The sequence below is a fragment of the Parendozoicomonas haliclonae genome, assembly GCF_900174585.1.
Lineage (GTDB): Bacteria > Pseudomonadota > Gammaproteobacteria > Pseudomonadales > Endozoicomonadaceae > Sansalvadorimonas > Sansalvadorimonas haliclonae.
The window spans coordinates 62,913-81,333 of sequence record NZ_FWPT01000012.1 but is presented as its reverse complement, the minus strand read 5'-3'; the positions used below and the strand labels follow the sequence as shown (position 1 = coordinate 81,333).

Here is an 18,421-nt window from a genome sequence, read left to right as displayed (position 1 = left end):
ATTTATGCGCGGCTGGATTATTTTCAAGGAGACTGCGACGCTTCTGAAGCCGGAGACCTATGAGGTTGAACGGTTTATGGAAGAAGCTAAGAAGCAGAATATTGACCTGCAGGTCTACTCTCCTGATGACTTTGACCTCACTGTCACCATGGATGGCGATCGCAGCATTCTGCTTAAGGGTGAACGTGTTCCCCTGCCTGACTTTGTGATGCCGCGTATGGGAGCAGGTACAACCTATTTTGCTCTGGCGATCATTCGTCATCTTGAGCGTCTGGGTGTGTACTGTGTGAACTCTTCCCACAGTATCGAACTGGTGAAGGACAAGCTCTGGGCTCAGCAGATCATGGCTCAGAAGAATCTGCCAACCCCAAAGACCATGCTGGTGAAGTTCCCGGTCAATATTGATCTGGTGGAACAGAACATTGGCTTCCCGGTAGTGGTAAAGACCATTTCCGGCTCCCAGGGCAGTGGTGTATTCCTGTCCCGCAGCCGCACTGAGTTTATCGATCTGATGCAGCTGATCGAGTGTACGGCCAAGAACGTAAACATTATCCTGCAGGAGTTTATCTCCAACAGTCACGGCCGCGATCTGCGTGTGTTTACTGTTGGCGGACGTGCGATTGCCTGCTTTGAGCGCCGTGCGGCGGGTGATAACTTCAAAGCCAACTATAGTGCCGGTGGTTCCCTGCACGAAGCGCTGATGACGCCTGAAGTTGAGTGGCTGGCCACCCAGTGCTCCAAGGAAATGGGTCTGGATGTTGCCGGCATTGATCTGCTTTACGATCAGGATCACTTCAAGATCTGTGAGGCTAACTCCTCTCCAGGCTTTGAAGGTCTGGAAAAGGTTGTGGATATCAATATTCCACGGGAGATCTTCCACTACATCCGTATTCGTCTGGGCCTGTTTGAGCGCAGCAAGCTGGAAGAGCAGGAAGAGGTCAAACCTGTTCCACAGGCTGTGAAGAAAACTAAGAAAGAAAAAGCCTGAGTATAAAAATGGCCGGTTTGTCCGGCCATTTTTGTATCTGTCATTAGGCGACAGCGTGAGCTTTCCAGATGCAATGCTCCAAAGTCATCTGCGAAAAGGTTGCTGTAAATGACGACTCCAGAGGGCTGCAGGCATAAACACCAAATCGCACGGCCCCCGTCGCAGGTAATGGTGGATTGGCCTTGCCCATAGCTTGTGATGTTTCACCCAGCAGATGAAGATGGAAAATCCGCATCTGCCGAAAAACGTCACCATCCAGCGAATACTCAATCAGGAAATCCGGCCCCCGGCGACTTAGCCGATACCAGATCTTTTCGGGGAGTTCGATATCTGCGGTTGCCCAATCAGAATACCCGCGATTGGTCACCACACTGCCCAACCGGGAATAGTCCGGGTTCTCGTACTCAATCGACGCTTTAAACCAATTGTCATTGTCCAGATAAATGATCAGGCCACACTGATCAAACTGGGACTGATAATCAAACTCCACCACGGCTGTGAAGGTGAAATTGTCATCCGACTCCAGCAACAGTGCCGGTGCGTTATCATTGCGAAATCCGTAATAGGAACGCTGCCAGAAATCAGTGCCAGGCTCGGTTTTGATCACGACCTGATTATCAGTTACGACCGACTCTTGAGGCTGGTAAATCCAGGACGCTTTTTGAAAATCAATCATATTCTTCATTTTGGTTATGCCATTAACGTAATGCGGTCAATAGATAATCCAGCACCGGGTGATGATCCGCCGGGGCACTGAAGTCCGGCAGATGCCGGGGCTGAACCAGAATCTTCCGTTCCAGCAGCTCGGTAAGTGTCTCCCGATATTTCAGCGATGTTTTACCAACAAACAGTGGCGCGAGGTCATGTTCTGAATAACACTTCAAAACATCTCGCAGGCCGGTCAGATAAACATAATCCTTGGTAAAACCACCACCTCGGGTTACCCGCATCACCAACGAGAAGGCAGTATCCTTATCCAGTTGATACTCTTCCACCAGCACCCGGTAAATCTGGCTGAATCTATAACCTTTCATCAGCATATTTACCGCCAGCACCCGCAGACCAAGAATTTGCAACCGCCCTACACTTAAACCGCCACTCATATACTCATTGAAAATCGCCAGACCTTCCTGAGTATGGGTATTGCCAGGTAAGCCAAGAGCCAGAACTTTAAGCGGCTGCTGACTGGCATTAAAGGTAGTGTAGAGATGTACGTCGATTTCATGATGAATCAGCGCCCGGATATCCAAGCGGGAAAACTGTGCGGACTCATTAATCAACAGCTGTCGCTTTTCCCCATCCACCATGGCCTTGGCTACAATCTTGCGACTGATCTGAACAGACACATCCAACTTGCGCTCGGCAACAGCGGCCTGAAACAGTGGCAACGCTTCACGGGCCGTGAGCTTCACCAGGAGATCCGGGTCTATATCTATCTCCGGGGCATGCAGCAGAAAGTGAGCATTAGCGATATCATGCTCGTCGGGCTGACCATAGTAACGCAGAGAGTTATAAAGGAACTGCTCGGTACCCAGATGCGTCAGCATCTCCACCTTGTTGCCGTAAGAATCCACAACATCCCGATAGAGTGAGCGCAGCAAAGGATCCTGAATATCTGACACCGGCAAGCGGTAGAGCTTCTCCCGATAATCATAGGGATCAATCTGTAGCTGCCGGTAACGGAACTGCGGTTCATAGCCGGTGGGGTTGGCGAGAAAGCGCTTCTTCTCGGAGTGGAGGTTTACAGGATTCACATAACTCAGGGTATTGAGATTACGTGCCATGCGGTAAAGCTGTTTATCCACAGCCAAAACCGCCGGCTCCAGATCCGAGCTGACCAGATCCTGCTTGCGCAGATTAAGCTTCTGTTTTTTCGCAAACTGCCCGACCGTATCAAGACAGGCGTGGTACAACTGATCGCCCAGCGCTTCTAACACCAAAGGATAAGGCTGCCCTGTCTCTTCATCCATATAAACCTTGGCAACATCAAGCGGCAGAACCAGGGTATCCCGAGCATGTTTCCGGCAGAACGCCGCCTGATAGCCTTTCCCCTGGAAGACCTGATCTTGTGCAACTGTCGTACGCAGGTTGGGTAGAGTGATACCACAGAGCCTGCTTTCAAAAGCGGCCAGCGTCGAACCCCACCGGGAAGTATTCATCCGCCAGGTGCCGATATTGAATACCGGAATAGTTTCCGAAAAGGAGTCGAGAGTCGTTAAACGCTTATAGTTATAGGTATGAAGATCTAGAAGAAAGGAGTTACCGTAGATGCTATTCAGGGTGCCGAGCAGAGCCTTGAGAATGCGGTAATAGCGGGCGTGTTTCTCCAGACTGGCCTGTTTCTGCCGCTCGGTTAATGGCCTTCGCCAGACCATCTTCCCCCAGGCTTCATGGTAAACAGCCTGCTCCGGAGCCCGGTTGAGATCATACTCATAACGGGAATCAAGCACACTCAGTGTTATGGGAAAAGCGCTGATCAGCTCATCGGTGAACAGGTCTTCACCATAAATTCGCTCCTCCTCCGTGAGCGCACATTTTTTTATCAGTTCAGAACGAAGGTTGTGGCCGGCATGAACTGCCGTGGCCAGAAAGGGCACATAATCCTGGATCTTGATATGAAGGCTGCCATCAAGGCAGCCCTCAAAGGTTTCCCTGCGGGAAATCCGATCCAGAACATCGTGCTCAGAGAGGATCCTCTGCTCAGATTGTGTCTGCATCTTCTATTAACTGTCGGAAAGAATTTTTTCTGTTTATGGAATTCTCCCGGGCCCGAATCACACCCTCAATAAAGTCAACCACAGGCTTCTGCAGCTTGACCCTGTTCAGGCGGTTGATACGGGTAATACCACCGGGACTCATCACATTGACTTCAATCAGCTTGCCGCCGATCACATCAATGCCGGCAAAGTAGAGACCGTCACGAACCAGCTTGGGACCGATCTGACGACACAGTTCTTTCTCTTCTTTGGACAGCATATGTTTCACAACCGTACCACCGGCGTGTACGTTGGAACGCACATCCCCTTTGGCCGGTACCCGACGCATGGCGCCTATTGGCTCACCATTCAGCATCAGAATCCGCACATCACCCAGCTCTGCGCCTTCCACATAATCCTGCAGGATCACATAGTTGCCACCGGTGCCTTCCTGACCGCCGATGTAGAAGTCCAGCAGTGAACGCAGGTTGGCGCGGGCACTCTTTTCCACCACGATCACGCCCTGACCGCCATAGCCATTCAAAGGCTTGAGAATCATCTTCTCCTGGGAAGACTCTTCAATCACCTTCTGCAGGAAATCACGATTCTTGGAAACGTGGGTCGCCGGAATAAATTCCTTGGCAATATCCTGGAACGAGGCTGTGTACAGCTTGTTATTGGCAATACGCAGACCATCGATATCGTTCATGATGAAGGTATCTTCACGAACAGAATCCAGAAAGTTCAGGGTCAGCAGATCCAGCGGTGGATTACAGCGCATAAAGATCACGTCAAAGCCGGACAGCGGCAGCTGAGCTCGGCGGAACTCGGCTTTACGATAAAAGGTCGGGATATTCTCCACCACTTTATCGCTGCGCTTGAGCACATCACAGAAGGCACTGGCCACGCTGTCCTGCATGGTCAGGCTGCTGGTGGTAGCAATCGCCACCGTATGCCCGCGGGAGGCACATTCGTGAATGATACGCAGTGTGGTGTCCGTTTCAGGCTCCACACGTTCCCACGGGTACATCAGAAAACAGATTTTCAACGGTCTATTCCACTACTCAACGACAATTCAACTGAAGCCCGATCAGGCACTTTCGGAAGAATAGTCGGAGGATGGAGAAAACTCGCTGCAGAAAGACACCCAGTGTGGGGTCAGAATCTGCACATAACGGTTCCAGGTTTTTTCTGCAAAGGTTTCTGCCGGCTTCTCACCAGTCACCACCTTCAGCAGTTCTTCCTGCTCTGGAGTACCCGCCAGCACTTCACCTGCAGTCAGTGCTTTCAGGCTGCGGCCGTACCACTCCAGGAACTCCGCCTGCTTCAGGGTAAAGTGGCCGGAACGGGCAAAACCGTGCGGGCAGTTGACGTTGTCGTACCAACGGCTTGCACCGCGTTCAAATCCTTGAGTCTCTTCAACTTGCAACATCTGCAAACTTCCTGAAATACCGATATAAAACCGCCGCTTTATGCAGTAATGTTCGCCGCCGGTAAAACAATATTTTTTTCTCGTTAAGAAGAAAATTTATGGATACGGATTTACTGAAAACGTTTCTGGAAGTCAGCCGCACCCGTCACTTTGGCAAAGCGGCCGAAAACCTCTATCTGACCCAATCGGCTGTCAGCGCCCGTATCCGCCAGCTGGAGGCCCTGTTAAACAGCCCGCTGTTTGAACGCACCCGTCACAATATCCGGCTGACGTCTGCCGGTGAACGTCTGCTTCCCCATGCCGAATCCATCCTTACCGCTTTGCATCGGGCACGACAGGATGTTGCTCTGCATCAAACTCACCAGCAGCAGATTGCCATCGGTGCCACGGCCAATGTCTGGGACATTCTTCTGCAGGAAAGGGTCACAGCCTTGCTGGCGACGAACAGTTCACGAGTATTAAGGGCAGAAAGCCTGAGTGCAGAAACCCTGCCCCGTCGTTTATTGGAACGTACCCTGGATCTCTGCGTGATGTTTGATCCACCCAAGGTGGATGAACTGGCCTGCAAGGCGGTAAAGACCATTGATATGGTACTGGTAACAACGGAGGCCAAAACATCCGACTGGCTGCCCAGTGAGCCAGACGATAACTGGATAATGATTGATTGGGGCACCCGCTTTGGCAGTGAGCTGGCTCGTGCACTGCCAGAATTGCCCTTGCCAATCCTGCAGACCAACAGCCTGCGCATTGCCATGAATGCTCTGCACCAGACCAATGGCTGCGCTTATCTGCCGGCGAATGTCGTGGCCTCGGAGCTGGAACGCGGAGAGTTGTTTATCGTGGACGCGGCACCGGTTTTGGAGCGGCACATCTACGCCGCCTGGCATCAGGATTCTGAATACCAGACGACGTTAGACGAGTTAATTGCGGAACTAAGACTTCAGGCGTGATGCCGCCAGCTCCTGCTGACGCTTACGTTCCTGTTCTTTATTATCCCGACGCTGGCGAATGGTTTCGGAAACATCACCACCGATATGATGTTCGCCACGCTCTTTGGCCAGCTGCATCTGCTTTTCACGCTCACTGAAACGCTGACGCTGCTTGTCTGAGAGTTTGTCGAAGCAATGTGGACAGCTCACACCCTGCTGATATTTTTCGCTCTGCTTTTCCTCTTCCGTAATCGGTAGACGACAAGCGTTGCACTGGTCATAGCTGCCTTTCTCAAGCTGGTGATTAACCGTCACCCGCTCATCAAATACAAAACACTCCCCTTTCCAGAGAGACTCTTCTTCAGGCACTTCTTCCAGATACTTCAGAATGCCGCCTTTCAGGTGGTAGACCTCATCAAAGCCCCGCTCTTTCATATAAGCCGTAGACTTTTCACAGCGGATACCGCCGGTACAGAACATTGCCACCTTCTTTTGCCGGGTGCTGTCCATATTGTTCTGCACATAATCCGGGAACTCGCGGAAGGTTTCCGTATTCGGGTTAACCGCTCCCTGAAATGTGCCAACTTGCACTTCATAATCGTTGCGGGTGTCCACCAGCACAACGTCCGGATCACTAATCAGAGCATTCCAGTCTTTAGGATCAATGTAAGTACCCACTGTCTTGCGAGGGTCTATGCCTTCAATGCCCATGGTCACAATCTCTTTTTTGAGTTTGACCCGGGTGCGGCGGAACGGCAGTTCCTCGGTATAGGATTCCTTGTACTCAATAGGATTCAGGCGGGCATCGTTCTGTAACCATTCCAGCAGCGCATCAATAGCAGCCCTACTGCCGGCAACCGTACCGTTGATGCCTTCAGAGGCTAATAACAGAGTGCCGCGTACACCTTGCTCCAGCATAAAGTTCAGCAGCGGTTCACGGATAGCTTCATGGTTTTCAAGGGAGACAAACTTATACAGGGCACAAACGACCACAGAGCCACTGCTCTTATTAGAGCCCTGAGGTTGGGAAATACTCACGTCTTGTTATCCTTCTGGCTGACCGGAGCGTAAATCCGGCGCTTTTTCATAAGAATTATTCTGAGGAAGGGAGTTTAACCCAGCCCGGAGAAAAAGTCCGGACTGGGAAATGGCGAGTTACTTTTTGGTCTGCTTCAGACTGACCGAAGGGTGGGAAGGCGGCACAGGCTTTTTCGGAGTCTGCTGGCTGAAGACGACCACAGAACCATCGTCCAACTGGCAGCGGAACTGGTGGGCGTTCTTTTTTACATTTGCAAAGAAAGTATCCCAATCCGGGGCGCCCGGAGTCTTCTTGACCTCCTGCATATAACTGGCTTTCAGCTGGTTATAAGTTCCTTCATAGAAATCATCTTTACGCACGGAATACTTACTCTTCATGCCGCTCAGAGCTGTACTGGCTGCGTCCATGTAAGGCTTCAGCTGTTCTGGGCTCATTCCCTTCTCAGGAGGCGCGACAGACACCTGCCGACCATTGGTATTGGGCAGAGTCACCAAAATGATAATGCCCTTCTGCTGAGCCAGTTCGGGCTTCTGCAGGCAGAGTAAAGCATCATCCAGCGTCGAGACTGCATACTGCTCACTTACAACATCCTGCACCTGCTCCTGAATGGATTTGGGCTGAGTCGAAGGCTGGCTTGAAGGCGGATGTGAAACATTGTGTGGGTTGGTCTGCCTCTGGGAAAGCGAAGGCTGCTGCCCAGGCACAGGAGGCTGGCCTGGGATATTCTTGCTTGGCGGAACCGGCCGGGTTGAAGAATGTGGGTGCCCTGGCTGCGATGCCTGTTGCGATGACGGCGGCACATAGGGCCCATTTGGGACAAAGCCCTGGGAATTGGGTACGGGACGAGGGGGATAGGTTGCAGCCATTTCTGACATCTCCGGCAAAGGTTATTCCCCGATTAGAAACCTAAGTGCCCCCCAAAGTTCCCGCGTTACGACCAAAGTCGGCAGCAACTCATAGCACCTGCTGATAGGCTTCCCGGCAAGTATTCCAGCGGTATTTTCCCATATTCGGCACCGGGCTATTCATCTTCCCTGACAGCTTTTGTTGCCCATAACTAACTATCTTGTTAACCGCCTGCTCATCACTGTCGTAAAGATAATCATCTCCGAACAGGCAGGGATAGGATTGCTCGTTAGGAAGTACCGGCCAGGCTCCGCAGGCAACGCCTTCCATAACCGAGATACCCTGGAATTCGTGCCTAGAGGTTGATAGCAGAATATCAGCCCGACTCAGCCAGTTCAGGTAATCCTCACGGGACTCGGCATAGCCAAAATGGCTTAAACGATGGCCGAATGTCTCACGAATCTGCTCAAACTCTGGCGGCTGCTTGCGAAAAGCCTGCCCAAGAATACAGAGCTGATAGTCCAGCCCTGATGCTTCTAGGCCAGTAATAATGGATAACAGCCGATCCGGACCCTTGTCATATTCCCAGCGAGCCGCCCAGGCGACCAGCAGACTGTCTGGATTCAATATCTGCTCCGCTTTAGCATCCGGTACATCATCTGCCAGAGGCACCGGAATCACCCGGCTCCGAGCCTGCAGAAACTCGACAACACCTGCAGGCACATGGTCCGGCAGTTTCTTCAACAGCTGTGCTGCCCCATGAAAAAAGGTATCCCGGTTGTACTCGGTATTAAAAACCAGATGCTCGCCACACAGAGCGGTATACAGACTCTGCAGCTGAGGTTCGACCGGACTGAACGCCTGGTGACCTGAACGGGGATAAGCGAACTGGTTTTCATGGAAGTAAACCGTCGTCGGTACTTGAGCCAGTGACGGAACCATTCCCCTTAGAGAAGCGAGATCCACCATAGACGTCGCAATCACTCTGTCCCAGGGCTGTTCCAGTATCTCTCGCTCCGGCCCCATGGCCCAGGTCAGACTGTTACCGCGCAGACGCCAGCTGAAATAACGGTCCGGCAGGGTCAGCACTGTCCACTCATGTTCGGGGAAATGCTCTACCAGCCCTTTCCGCCAGTATCGGTGGGAGACAGCGTCATAACCGGAGAGGAGAAGTATGCGCATACCAGTCCATGGAAGTAAAAAAGCAGGCCGTAAAGGATAACAGACTGCCATGTTTAGATGCTTTTAAACCATGTATTATGACTGCAAAAAGGTCTGACCAAATATCACAATGAAAAGACTCTATTCGTCGTTTACGAGGAAGCTCTCCCTGAGAGTTCATGGGGAGAGCAGACTATGAGCCCTTTTGTCCGTTTCCTGTTACGCATCAATCACCACATGCTTCAGCTGAACTGGTTTCTGCTGCTCATGATTCTGGTGGCACATTTCCTGGCGTCCTGGTTCCTGCTGAGCCTGTTTGATGAAACATCACTGGTCGCCCCTAATATTTATTACTACTTCTATATAGTCACAGCATCGACTGTCGGTTATGGCGACCTCTCTCCGGAGACCGAAGCCGGCCGAATGGTCGTCAGTTTATTTATTATTCCAGGCGGCATTACCCTCTTTGCCGCAGCCATCGGGAAACTCTCTACTCACCTTGTCAACGCCTGGAGGCGAAGCATGAAGGGACAGCTGGACCTCAGTAGTCAGTTAGATAACCATCTGGTGATTTTGGGCTGGCACCGGGAAGCCACCAGCCGAATGATCGAACTTATCTTTGGTGACGAAAAGCGCGTTAAACGGGATGTCGTACTGGTGGTTACCCAGGAGATGGAAAACCCGGACCCGGAACGTATCTTTTTTATCCAGACCGAAAACCTGGCCTCCAAGGATGCCTGTGACCGTTCCGGTATTACCAAAGCGGCCCGCATTATTATTTCTGCCGGCAATGACGACAGCACTCTGGCTGCGGCTTTAAAAGTGGTGGCCACCGGCACCCAGGCTCATATTGTCTGCCACTTCCAGAAACGTTCCATGGCCGATCTGCTGCGCGAACATGCGCCGACGGTGGAATGCCATATCAGCCATACCACAGAGATGCTGGTGCGCTCCGCACAGGACCCAGGTTCATCACGGGTTCAGAATCAGCTGCTCAACACTCTGAGTGGCCCGACCCAGTTCAGCCTGCAGATTCCCGCCGAGTTTGAAGGTTGTGATTTCAGCACTCTGATCAGCTATTTCAAAGCTCATAGGGACGCCCTGGTACTGGGGACAGCGGAAAGCATTCACGGTGAAGACCTGATACTCAACCCGCCCGCCAATCATCAGGTAACTGGTGGACAGCTGGTGTATTACATGGCCAGGCACCGCCTGCACGCGTCTGATATCAGCTGGCAGGAACTGACGAAAGAAGCCGTATAACCTATGCATATTTTTTATATATCACCCACCAGTTATGGTGCGGGCCTGACATCCGTAGCCCTGGGCATGGTGCGGGCTCTTGAGCGGGTCGGCATGCATGTCCGTTTCTACAAACCAGTCAGCCAGCAGAGCAATCTGGACGACATCTCGGTTCTGTTTGCCCGCAAAACCCTGCATCAGGAGCCCCCTCTGCCACTGTCGTTCGATCACGTTGAAGATATGCTTGGCCAGAACCGCCGGGATGATGTGTTGGAAGAGATTGTCAGCCGTTTGAACCATGCCATTGGCAGTGGGATTGATGCACTGGTAGTGGAGGGTCTGACGCCCACCCGCAACACCCCCTGGGTCACTCGCTTTAACAGTGATGTGGCCAAAACCCTGAGTGCCGACGTGATTGTCGTTACCCGGGCCGATGAAAACAGTCCGAGGGAACTGGTCGACCTGCTGCGTATCAGCGCTGACTACCACGGCGGGGTCAGAAACTCTTCCGTACTGGGTTATGTATTGAATAAGATGCCTGCGGAGCTGACCGACAAGTACGGCACCACACCAACGGGCTTAAAAGCCCTGCCTCGCATGCCGGCCAAAAGCTTCCCACCAATTGGTCATATTCCCTGGAGCCCTGAACTTGCAGCGCCAAGAACCCGGGATATCAGCAACCGTATGGGTGCCAAGGTTCTGCACGAAGGGCAGATCGACTCCCGTAGGGTCACCAAACGTGTGCTGTGCGCCCGCAGTTCTGCCAAGGTCACCCAGCACCTGGTGGCCGGAACGTTAATTATCGCACCAGGTGACCGGGACGATATTGTGCTGGCCGCCTGCATGGCCGCCGGCAATGGTGTACCTCTGGCCGGCTTGCTGCTGACCAATGGCGAGGAACCCGCTAAAGGCATTATGCGCCTTTGTCAGCCAGCCATTGCTGAATCCGGTCTGCCAGTTCTACTGACCGATACCAACTCCTATGAAACGGCAACGCTTCTGGATCGAATGGACCCGGAAGTGCCTGTAGACGACGTCGAGCGTATGGAGATGGTGATGGATACCGTCGCCGAACATATCGATATCGAGAAGCTGCGCAGCCACTGTGGCCGCCCTCACAAACACTTCCTGACACCACCAGCCTTCCGTTACAACCTGATGGAAAGGGCCCAGCAGGCGAAAAAACGCATCGTTCTGCCGGAAGGCGAAGAGCCCCGCACTATTCAGGCTGCCGTTATCTGCCAGAACAAAGGTATCGCCGAGTGCGTGCTGCTGGGGAATCCGGAGCGAATTCATGATATCGCTCGAGGCCTGGATATCACCCTGCCAGAAGATCTGGCCATCATTGCACCGGATACCATTCGCCAGCAGTACATCGCACCGATGGTGGAACTGCGCAAACATAAGGGTCTGAATGAAGCCATGGCCGAGGCGCAACTGGAAGATACCGTTGTGCTTGGCACCATGATGCTGGCGCAGGACGAAGTGGATGGTCTGGTGTCTGGCGCCATTCACACCACTGCCAATACCATTCGACCGGCCTTCCAGCTGGTAAAAACCGATCCGCAGGCCGGTGGGCTGGTTTCCTCCGTCTTCTTTATGCTGCTGCCTGATCAGGTGGTGGTCTATGGCGATTGTGCTGTCAATCCTGATCCAAGTGCAGAAGAGCTGGCGATCATTGCTCTGCAAAGTGCCCGCTCTGCTCAGGCGTTTGGCATTGAGCCCCGCGTGGCCATGATCAGCTACAGCACCGGGCAGTCTGGTCACGGTTCAGATGTGGAGAAGGTGCGCGAAGCAACGCGTATCGCCAAAGAGCAGGCGCCAGAGCTGCTGATTGATGGACCTCTGCAGTATGACGCAGCGGCTATTGCTTCAGTCGCGGCCAGCAAGGCGCCGAACAGTCCGGTTGCCGGACAGGCGACTGTGTTTATCTTCCCGGATTTGAACACGGGTAACACCACCTACAAGGCTGTTCAGCGGAGCGCTAATGTGGTGAGCGTTGGCCCGATGTTGCAGGGTTTGAACAAGCCGGTCAACGATCTTTCCCGGGGCGCGCTGGTCGACGATATCGTCTATACCATAGCGCTGACGGCGATTCAGGCAGGGAATTAAGGGGCGGTATTCATAACCTTGTTACAAAAACACCGTGGTAACGTCACAGTCCACGGTGTAAATAAGAGAAAAACTATTCAAACTCGGAAAGAGAACCATGCTGACTTTTCTGCCACCCGCATTGAGGGGGAGCCTCGCTGCCATATTGATTGTCGCCAACACTGTAGCCTGCAGCATCCCACTTTTTGCTGTGGCCCTGCTCAAGGCTGTTCTGCCACTGCGCGGCTTTCGTATTGTCTGCAGCCGGGTGCTGAATGGCATTGTCTCATTCTGGATTAGCATCAATAACATCGTTATGAAACTGTGCAGCCCAATGGCTGTCTCTGCATCCGGTATCGAGACTCTGCAAGGCATGGATCCCGGTGCGTCCTTTCTGGTTACCAGTAATCACCAATCCTGGGCCGATATTGTATTGGTGCAGATATTGCTGAATCGCAAAGTGCCGCAGCTGAAGTTCTTTCTGAAGCAGGAGCTGATCTGGGTACCGGTGCTGGGTTTGTGTTGGTGGGCATTGGACTTCCCGTTTATGAAACGTCACACCAAGGAGTATCTGGCCAAACATCCGGAGAAAAAAGGTGAAGATCTGAAGACTACCCGCAAGGCCTGCGAGAAGTTCAAAGACAGCCCGGTGTGTATTTATAACTTTGTCGAAGGTACGCGTTTTACCCCTGCCAAACATAAGCGACAAGGCTCACCTTATAAATATCTGCTGAAGCCTAAATCCGGTGGCGTTGGTTTTGTGATGGGCGCAATGGGTGACAAGATCAAGCATATGATCAATATCACCATTGAGTACCGTGACCAGGCACCATCTTTCTGGGAGTTTCTCTGCGGTCGCTGCCCATCTGCGCACCTGCATGTAGAGCTGGTGAAGATTCCCGAGGAGTTTCTTGGCCGTAACTATATGGAGGATCGTGAGTTCCGCGCGGATATCCAGAAATGGGTCAACGTTTTGTGGGAAGAGAAAGACCGGTTTATGGATAGACAGACGGTCAAGACTGAACAGCCTCAACCTGAACTGACTTCCTGAGCGAAAGGAGTTAGTCATAAAAAAGCCGAAGTTTTCACTTCGGCTTTTTTCATCTCGAAAGGCTTATCTCACGACCGGCTTAAGATCAATTTCCACCCGGCGGTTCTGCTCACGACCCGCTGGCGAGGTATTGGATGCCACCGGCTCAGAAGAACCCACGCCATAGGCAGTAATTCGTGCGGAAGCCACACCCTGCCCTTCCAGATAACGGGCCACACTCATGGCTCGCTCATTGGAAAGCGGCATATTGGTCTTTTGCTCATTACCGGTAGAATCGGTATGACCCACGATCACAATCGCGTTCTCATCATACTGCTTCATTACTGTCGCAACAGAACCCAGCACCCGATAGAAGCCGGACTTAATTGCGGCATCGCTGCTGTCAAAAGTAATATTGCCCGGCATGATCAGCTTGATATCGTCACCGTAGCGGGCAACCTGAACGCCAGTCCCCTGAAGCTCTGCTCGCAGTGCTGCTTCCTGCTTATCGGCATAAGCACCGTAGCCAGCACCAGCCAGACCACCCAGAGCCGCACCAGCCAGAGCGCCATCCTTACCATTGGCCGCAGCGCCAACCAAAGCGCCTGCCAGCACACCGATTCCGGCATATTTGGTGGATTTGGCTGTTTGCTGCTCCCCCGTATAAGGGTTGGTAGACTGACAACCTGCAAGAACGGCACCTGCCAAACAGATGGCAACCAGCTTTTTCATGTCGCGACTCCTTCACATACATTTAATTGGAATAATTTGTTTCATCATCCCACGCATCTGTATCACAAATATCTCAATTTGCCACAGGGTTTACAAACAGATTAAACGACTAACCCCTAACAACCATATTGCCCCGAATCTCAGCACCGATGGTGGTGTCCGGGCCATGCCCGGTGACAACAACAGCCTCTTCATCCAAGGTATAAAGGCGGGTTTTGATCGACTTCTCGATTGTGGCAAAGTCGCCACCCCAAAGATCGGTACGACCTATGGCACCTCGGAACAATGTATCCCCGGCGATCAAAAGTTTGTCATCGCCAAACCAGAAACTCATCGAACCCGGACTATGGCCGGGTGTGTGCATGGCAACACCATTACAGCACGGCAGTTGTTCATCGTCCTTCAGCCAGAAATCCGGAGGCGGAACCGGCTTATAAGGCACACCAAACATGCGACATTGTGTTTCCAGTGCGTCCCACAGGAATTGATCTTCCTTGTGCAGATAGATCGGTGCACCGGTTTTCTCTTTCAGCTCGCCGCTGGCCAGGAAGTGATCCAGATGAGCATGGGTATGAATCAGGGCGACAATCGTCAGCCCTTGACTCTGTGCCCGGCTGAGAATCAGATCGGCATCACCACCGGGATCGATAACAATGCACTTCTTGCTGATCGGATCACCAATAATGGTGCAGTTGCACTGCAGTGGGCCAACGGGAAACGAATCCCGGATAAGCCCCGGCTGTTTTTGTTCACTCATACAGATTCTTCCGCTTTAAACACCTGGACGCCAGCCGTTGGTAATCGGATAACGGCGATCCTTACCAAAACCGCGGGAAGTAATACGTACACCAACAGGCGCCTGACGACGCTTGTATTCATTGATATCCACCAGGCGCAGGATGCGGTAGACCACATCTCGCTCATAGCCTTCAGCGATAATCGCTTCCGCACTTTGGTCTTTCTCAATATACAGCTCGAGAATGGCATCCAGAATATCGTAGGGCGGCAGACTATCTTCATCGACCTGATCCGGTGCCAGCTCGGCCGACGGTGGACGATCAATAACCCGCTGAGGGATGACAGGAGACAGGGTGTTACGGTATTCGGAGAGACGAAAAACCAGAGTCTTCGGCACATCCTTGAGCACATCAAAACCACCGGCCATATCACCATAGAGAGTGGCATAGCCAACGGCCATTTCACTCTTGTTACCGGTGGTGAGAACCAGATAGCCCTTCTTGTTGGAGATAGCCATCAACATAACGCCGCGGCAACGGGATTGCAGGTTCTCTTCCGTCGTATCACGGGAAGTGCCGGCAAATTCGTCCGCCAGGGTCGCCATAAAGGCATCGTACATACCCTTAATTGGCAGCTCTTTATACGTCACTCCCAGAGCATGGGCTTCAGCAGCGGCATCTTCCTTGCTGATCTCGGCCGTGTACTGGAAAGGCATCATCACCGCTTCCACCCGATCCGGGCCGAGAGCATCGGTAGCGACAGCCAAGGTCAGGGCCGAGTCGATACCACCGGACAACCCCAGAACAATGCCTTTAAAGCCGTTCTTATTCACATAATCACGGACGCCAAGCACCAGACTGTCGTAAACACGGGCTTCCAGACTCTTCAGTGGAGTCTTTTCCCCTTGCTCAAACGCACCTGTCGCCTTGTTGTACTCTGCAATAACGATGGTTTCTTCGTGAGTGGATGCTGACAGTGCCAGTTCACCATCACCATTCATGACAAATGAACCACCATCGAAAACCAGTTCATCCTGACCACCGACCTGGTTCACATAGACAACAGGAATACCATTTTCCTGACAGCGCTGATTAACGACGCTGTATCGCTCTCCCTGCTTATCCATATGGAACGGGGAGGCATTCAGGTTTAACAGCAGATTGGCACCGGACTCCTTAAACGCTGCGGCAGGATCCGGGAACCAGATATCTTCACAAACGGTCAGGCCGATTTTCACACCCTGACACTCATAGGTTTCAGCAGTGCTCCCTGGCTGGAAGTAGCGCTTTTCATCAAATACCCGGTAGTTAGGCAGGTGCCACTTGGCGTGACTGGCCACAATCTGGCCATCGCGAATCACCACAGCCTGGTTTTGCAGATGCCCTTCCACTCTAACCGGTACACCAATCACCAGATCCAGCCCGGACAGTTCACTGCTGGAGGCATAGGCCAGATCCTGCATGGCCTGACCGATACGCAGATCCAGGCTCGGTCGCAGAAGCAGATCTTCCGGGGGATAACCACACAGTGTCAGCTCAGGAAATACAATAATATCGGCGTTGTGCTGAGTCTTTGCCTCACGGGCAGCCTCAACAATCCGTCGGGCATTGCCTTCAATATCACCCACCAGCAGATTCAACTGGGCAAGGGCAACGCGCAGGGTCGCGGCCATGAAAACCTCAATTCAAAATTCCTTATATATGGCCGCTATTTTATAGCGTATTTGCCAGCATTACAGCGTATTATCAGAAGTTTGATCTGTGCCATACCGCTCGCTTTTAGCGGTTTTCGGAATCCGACCGCCTGTGTAGAATCGGCAACTAACGTCCACATAACAAAAAAGAGCGCCCACTTGTCTGCCAATACCTTGCCAGTGGATCAGGAACAGGCCCTGGCACACCGCATGTACAACCTCTACAGCAGCTATCGTTTTATGCTGGCTGTTATCTTTTTCATACTTGCGGTGACTCCGGCAACGCCTCTTGTTTTCACAGCAGTTACATCATCGGCCGCTGTGATCTTTTCGTTGATATATGGCGCGCAGGCGCTCGGCACCATGATGTTCCTGAAGCCCGTGCCCAACAGAACGGTGATGTTTGCCATTACCTTTCTGGACATCATCCTGCTCTGTATTCTGCTGACGATGAGCAGTGTGAACGACAATGGTCTGACCAACCTGCTCTTTATTCCGATCGCCATAGGCAACACTCTGATCCCCGGACGTATCGGTGTTCTGCTTACTGCTATGGCATCGATATTTCTGTTGTTTATTGATTACTACATGGGCTTCTCGCAGGAGCTGGATGCCGGATTAACCGGGCTATTGTTCTTCGCAGCTACTCTGATTATCCAGAGCTATAACCTGCGTTTAAAGTCCACTGTCAGCAGCGCGATGCAAAGCCAGAGCCGAGCTATTAATCTGCAGCAGCTTAGCCTGACCATCATGCAGCATATGCGTACCGGTATTGTTGTGCTGCGGGAACCTTCGCAGGTTCTGATGATGAACGAAGCGGCCAGCCATATGCTCGCCACCCGCTACCGGGAAGGCAATCTCGATCAGATATCCAATCCCCTGCAAACCGCTTACTGGCAGTGGAAAGAAAACCCTCAGCTACAGCTCGACAGCTTCCGTACCACACCGGACACACCAGAGGTTCAACCCAGCTTTACCCGACTGACCTATGAATCAGATGTGTTCGTTCTGGTATTCCTGGATGACAAGGCCTCTATGGCACAACAGGCACAGCAGTTAAAGCTGGCTTCCCTTGGTCAGCTGACGGCCAGCATCGCCCATGAGATAAGAAACCCTCTGGGAGCCATTAGCCACTCAGCGCAACTGATGGAAGAGTCGGAGAATCTGGATAAATACGACCAGAAACTTCTGGGCATTATCCATAAGCACTGCAACCGGATGAATGAAATTATTGAAACCATTCTCCAGTTATCACGTAAAGAGAGCTGGCACCCCGAAAAACTGGATTTGAATGGCTGGCTGCAACACTTTATTCAGGATGAATATTTCTCCGGCTTTGAAACACCAGCTATTCAATTCCATCCTATGGGTAAGGATGAATCGGAGCAATCTCTATGGGCACGCTTTGATATCAAACAACTACATCAGGTTGTTATGAACCTGAGCTTGAATGGCTTGCGCTATAGCCAACAGAAGACAGGAACCGCCAGCTTGGAAATGCGCACAGGCATTAGTCCGTCTGGTCACCCCTGGCTGGAGATCATTGATCAGGGGCCTGGCATTCCAGAAGATCAGCGCGACAGCATTTTTAATCCGTTTTTTACCACCGATAAAAACGGCACGGGCCTGGGCTTATATATCAGCCGCGAGCTATGTGAAGCCAATCAGGCCAGCCTTGAGCTTCTGCCTCCTGACGAGACAGGCGGCTGCATATTCCGGATATCTTTCGCCCATCCGGACAAGCGAATAACCGGTGTGTAATAAACGACTGCATTTGCACGCACTAACAATATGAACGGCAGCG

Annotated in this window: 16 protein-coding genes; 6 read left to right on the top strand and 10 right to left on the bottom strand. The window is 52.2% G+C overall.

Translation table 11 applies throughout. From position 1 onward, the window contains the following. Positions 1-4: 4 nt before the first annotated feature. Positions 5-988: an ATP-grasp domain-containing protein gene (locus EHSB41UT_RS21015; protein WP_087112915.1), complete on the top strand. Its 984-nt coding sequence runs from the start codon at positions 5-7 to the stop codon at positions 986-988. Between the two features lie 43 nt (positions 989-1,031). Here EHSB41UT_RS21015 and EHSB41UT_RS21010 read toward each other — a convergent pair whose 3' ends face one another. Genes EHSB41UT_RS21010 through maoP form a run of 4 tightly spaced genes read right to left on the bottom strand, consistent with a single transcriptional unit; the run spans position 1,032 to position 5,116 of the window. Then, on the bottom strand, positions 1,032-1,664 hold the full coding sequence (locus EHSB41UT_RS21010; protein ID WP_087112914.1) for a DUF1349 domain-containing protein: 633 nt from the start codon (positions 1,662-1,664) through the stop codon (positions 1,032-1,034). 22 nt (positions 1,665-1,686) lie between these two features. Beyond that, positions 1,687-3,705 (bottom strand): flavohemoglobin expression-modulating QEGLA motif protein, encoded by a 2,019-nt coding sequence (locus EHSB41UT_RS21005; protein ID WP_087112838.1) that lies wholly within the window; start codon positions 3,703-3,705, stop codon positions 1,687-1,689. Further along, positions 3,689-4,732: a glutathione synthase gene (gene gshB / locus EHSB41UT_RS21000; RefSeq protein ID WP_087112837.1), complete on the bottom strand. Its 1,044-nt coding sequence runs from the start codon at positions 4,730-4,732 to the stop codon at positions 3,689-3,691. The genes EHSB41UT_RS21005 and gshB overlap by 17 nt, the downstream gene beginning before the upstream one ends. A gap of 42 nt (positions 4,733-4,774) precedes the next feature. Then, positions 4,775-5,116 carry a DUF413 domain-containing protein gene (gene maoP, locus EHSB41UT_RS20995; protein WP_087112836.1) on the bottom strand — a complete coding sequence of 114 codons (342 nt, stop codon included), beginning with the start codon at positions 5,114-5,116 and terminating at the stop codon, positions 4,775-4,777. A gap of 98 nt (positions 5,117-5,214) precedes the next feature. Between maoP and hdfR the strand changes: the two genes are divergently transcribed. Further along, entirely contained in the window at positions 5,215-6,066 is an 852-nt protein-coding gene (gene hdfR, locus EHSB41UT_RS20990) for an HTH-type transcriptional regulator HdfR (protein ID WP_087112835.1), read from the top strand. Here hdfR and trhO read toward each other — a convergent pair. The 3 genes from trhO to EHSB41UT_RS20970 form a co-directional block, all read right to left on the bottom strand. Then, entirely contained in the window at positions 6,049-7,083 is a 1,035-nt protein-coding gene (trhO, locus tag EHSB41UT_RS20985; protein WP_242667383.1) for an oxygen-dependent tRNA uridine(34) hydroxylase TrhO, read from the bottom strand. The two genes, hdfR and trhO, sit on opposite strands and share 18 nt — an antisense overlap. A 117-nt stretch (positions 7,084-7,200) precedes the next feature. After that, positions 7,201-7,788 carry a hypothetical protein gene (locus tag EHSB41UT_RS20980; RefSeq protein ID WP_133060603.1) on the bottom strand — a complete coding sequence of 196 codons (588 nt, stop codon included), beginning with the start codon at positions 7,786-7,788 and terminating at the stop codon, positions 7,201-7,203. 250 nt (positions 7,789-8,038) lie between these two features. After that, positions 8,039-9,112 carry a tRNA-queuosine alpha-mannosyltransferase domain-containing protein gene (locus tag EHSB41UT_RS20970; protein ID WP_165767365.1) on the bottom strand — a complete coding sequence of 358 codons (1,074 nt, stop codon included), beginning with the start codon at positions 9,110-9,112 and terminating at the stop codon, positions 8,039-8,041. A gap of 174 nt (positions 9,113-9,286) precedes the next feature. Between EHSB41UT_RS20970 and EHSB41UT_RS20965 the strand changes: the two genes are divergently transcribed. From EHSB41UT_RS20965 to EHSB41UT_RS20955, 3 genes are all read left to right on the top strand, one after another. Beyond that, a complete protein-coding gene (locus tag EHSB41UT_RS20965) occupies positions 9,287-10,354 on the top strand; it encodes a potassium channel family protein (RefSeq protein WP_087112831.1) in 1,068 nt (355 codons plus the stop codon). Positions 10,355-10,357: 3 nt separating this feature from the next. Continuing rightward, complete coding sequence (gene pta, locus EHSB41UT_RS20960) at positions 10,358-12,445, top strand: phosphate acetyltransferase (RefSeq protein WP_087112830.1); 2,088 nt, start codon at positions 10,358-10,360, stop codon at positions 12,443-12,445. A gap of 97 nt (positions 12,446-12,542) precedes the next feature. Then, positions 12,543-13,475, top strand: a complete 933-nt coding sequence (locus EHSB41UT_RS20955) for an acyltransferase (RefSeq protein WP_087112829.1) — start codon at positions 12,543-12,545, stop codon at positions 13,473-13,475. A gap of 63 nt (positions 13,476-13,538) precedes the next feature. On the opposite strand, the gene EHSB41UT_RS20950 is transcribed toward EHSB41UT_RS20955, so the two are convergent. From EHSB41UT_RS20950 to EHSB41UT_RS20940, 3 genes are all read right to left on the bottom strand, one after another. Next, entirely contained in the window at positions 13,539-14,186 is a 648-nt protein-coding gene (locus tag EHSB41UT_RS20950; RefSeq protein WP_087112828.1) for a YiaD family glycine zipper/OmpA-like lipoprotein, read from the bottom strand. Positions 14,187-14,295: 109 nt separating this feature from the next. Then, positions 14,296-14,943: an MBL fold metallo-hydrolase gene (locus EHSB41UT_RS20945; protein ID WP_087112827.1), complete on the bottom strand. Its 648-nt coding sequence runs from the start codon at positions 14,941-14,943 to the stop codon at positions 14,296-14,298. A gap of 15 nt (positions 14,944-14,958) precedes the next feature. Beyond that, a complete protein-coding gene (locus EHSB41UT_RS20940; protein ID WP_087112826.1) occupies positions 14,959-16,596 on the bottom strand; it encodes an NAD+ synthase in 1,638 nt (545 codons plus the stop codon). Positions 16,597-16,776: 180 nt separating this feature from the next. Between EHSB41UT_RS20940 and EHSB41UT_RS20935 the strand changes: the two genes are divergently transcribed. After that, on the top strand, positions 16,777-18,378 hold the full coding sequence (locus EHSB41UT_RS20935; RefSeq protein ID WP_087112825.1) for a sensor histidine kinase: 1,602 nt from the start codon (positions 16,777-16,779) through the stop codon (positions 18,376-18,378). Positions 18,379-18,421 lie beyond the last annotated feature (43 nt).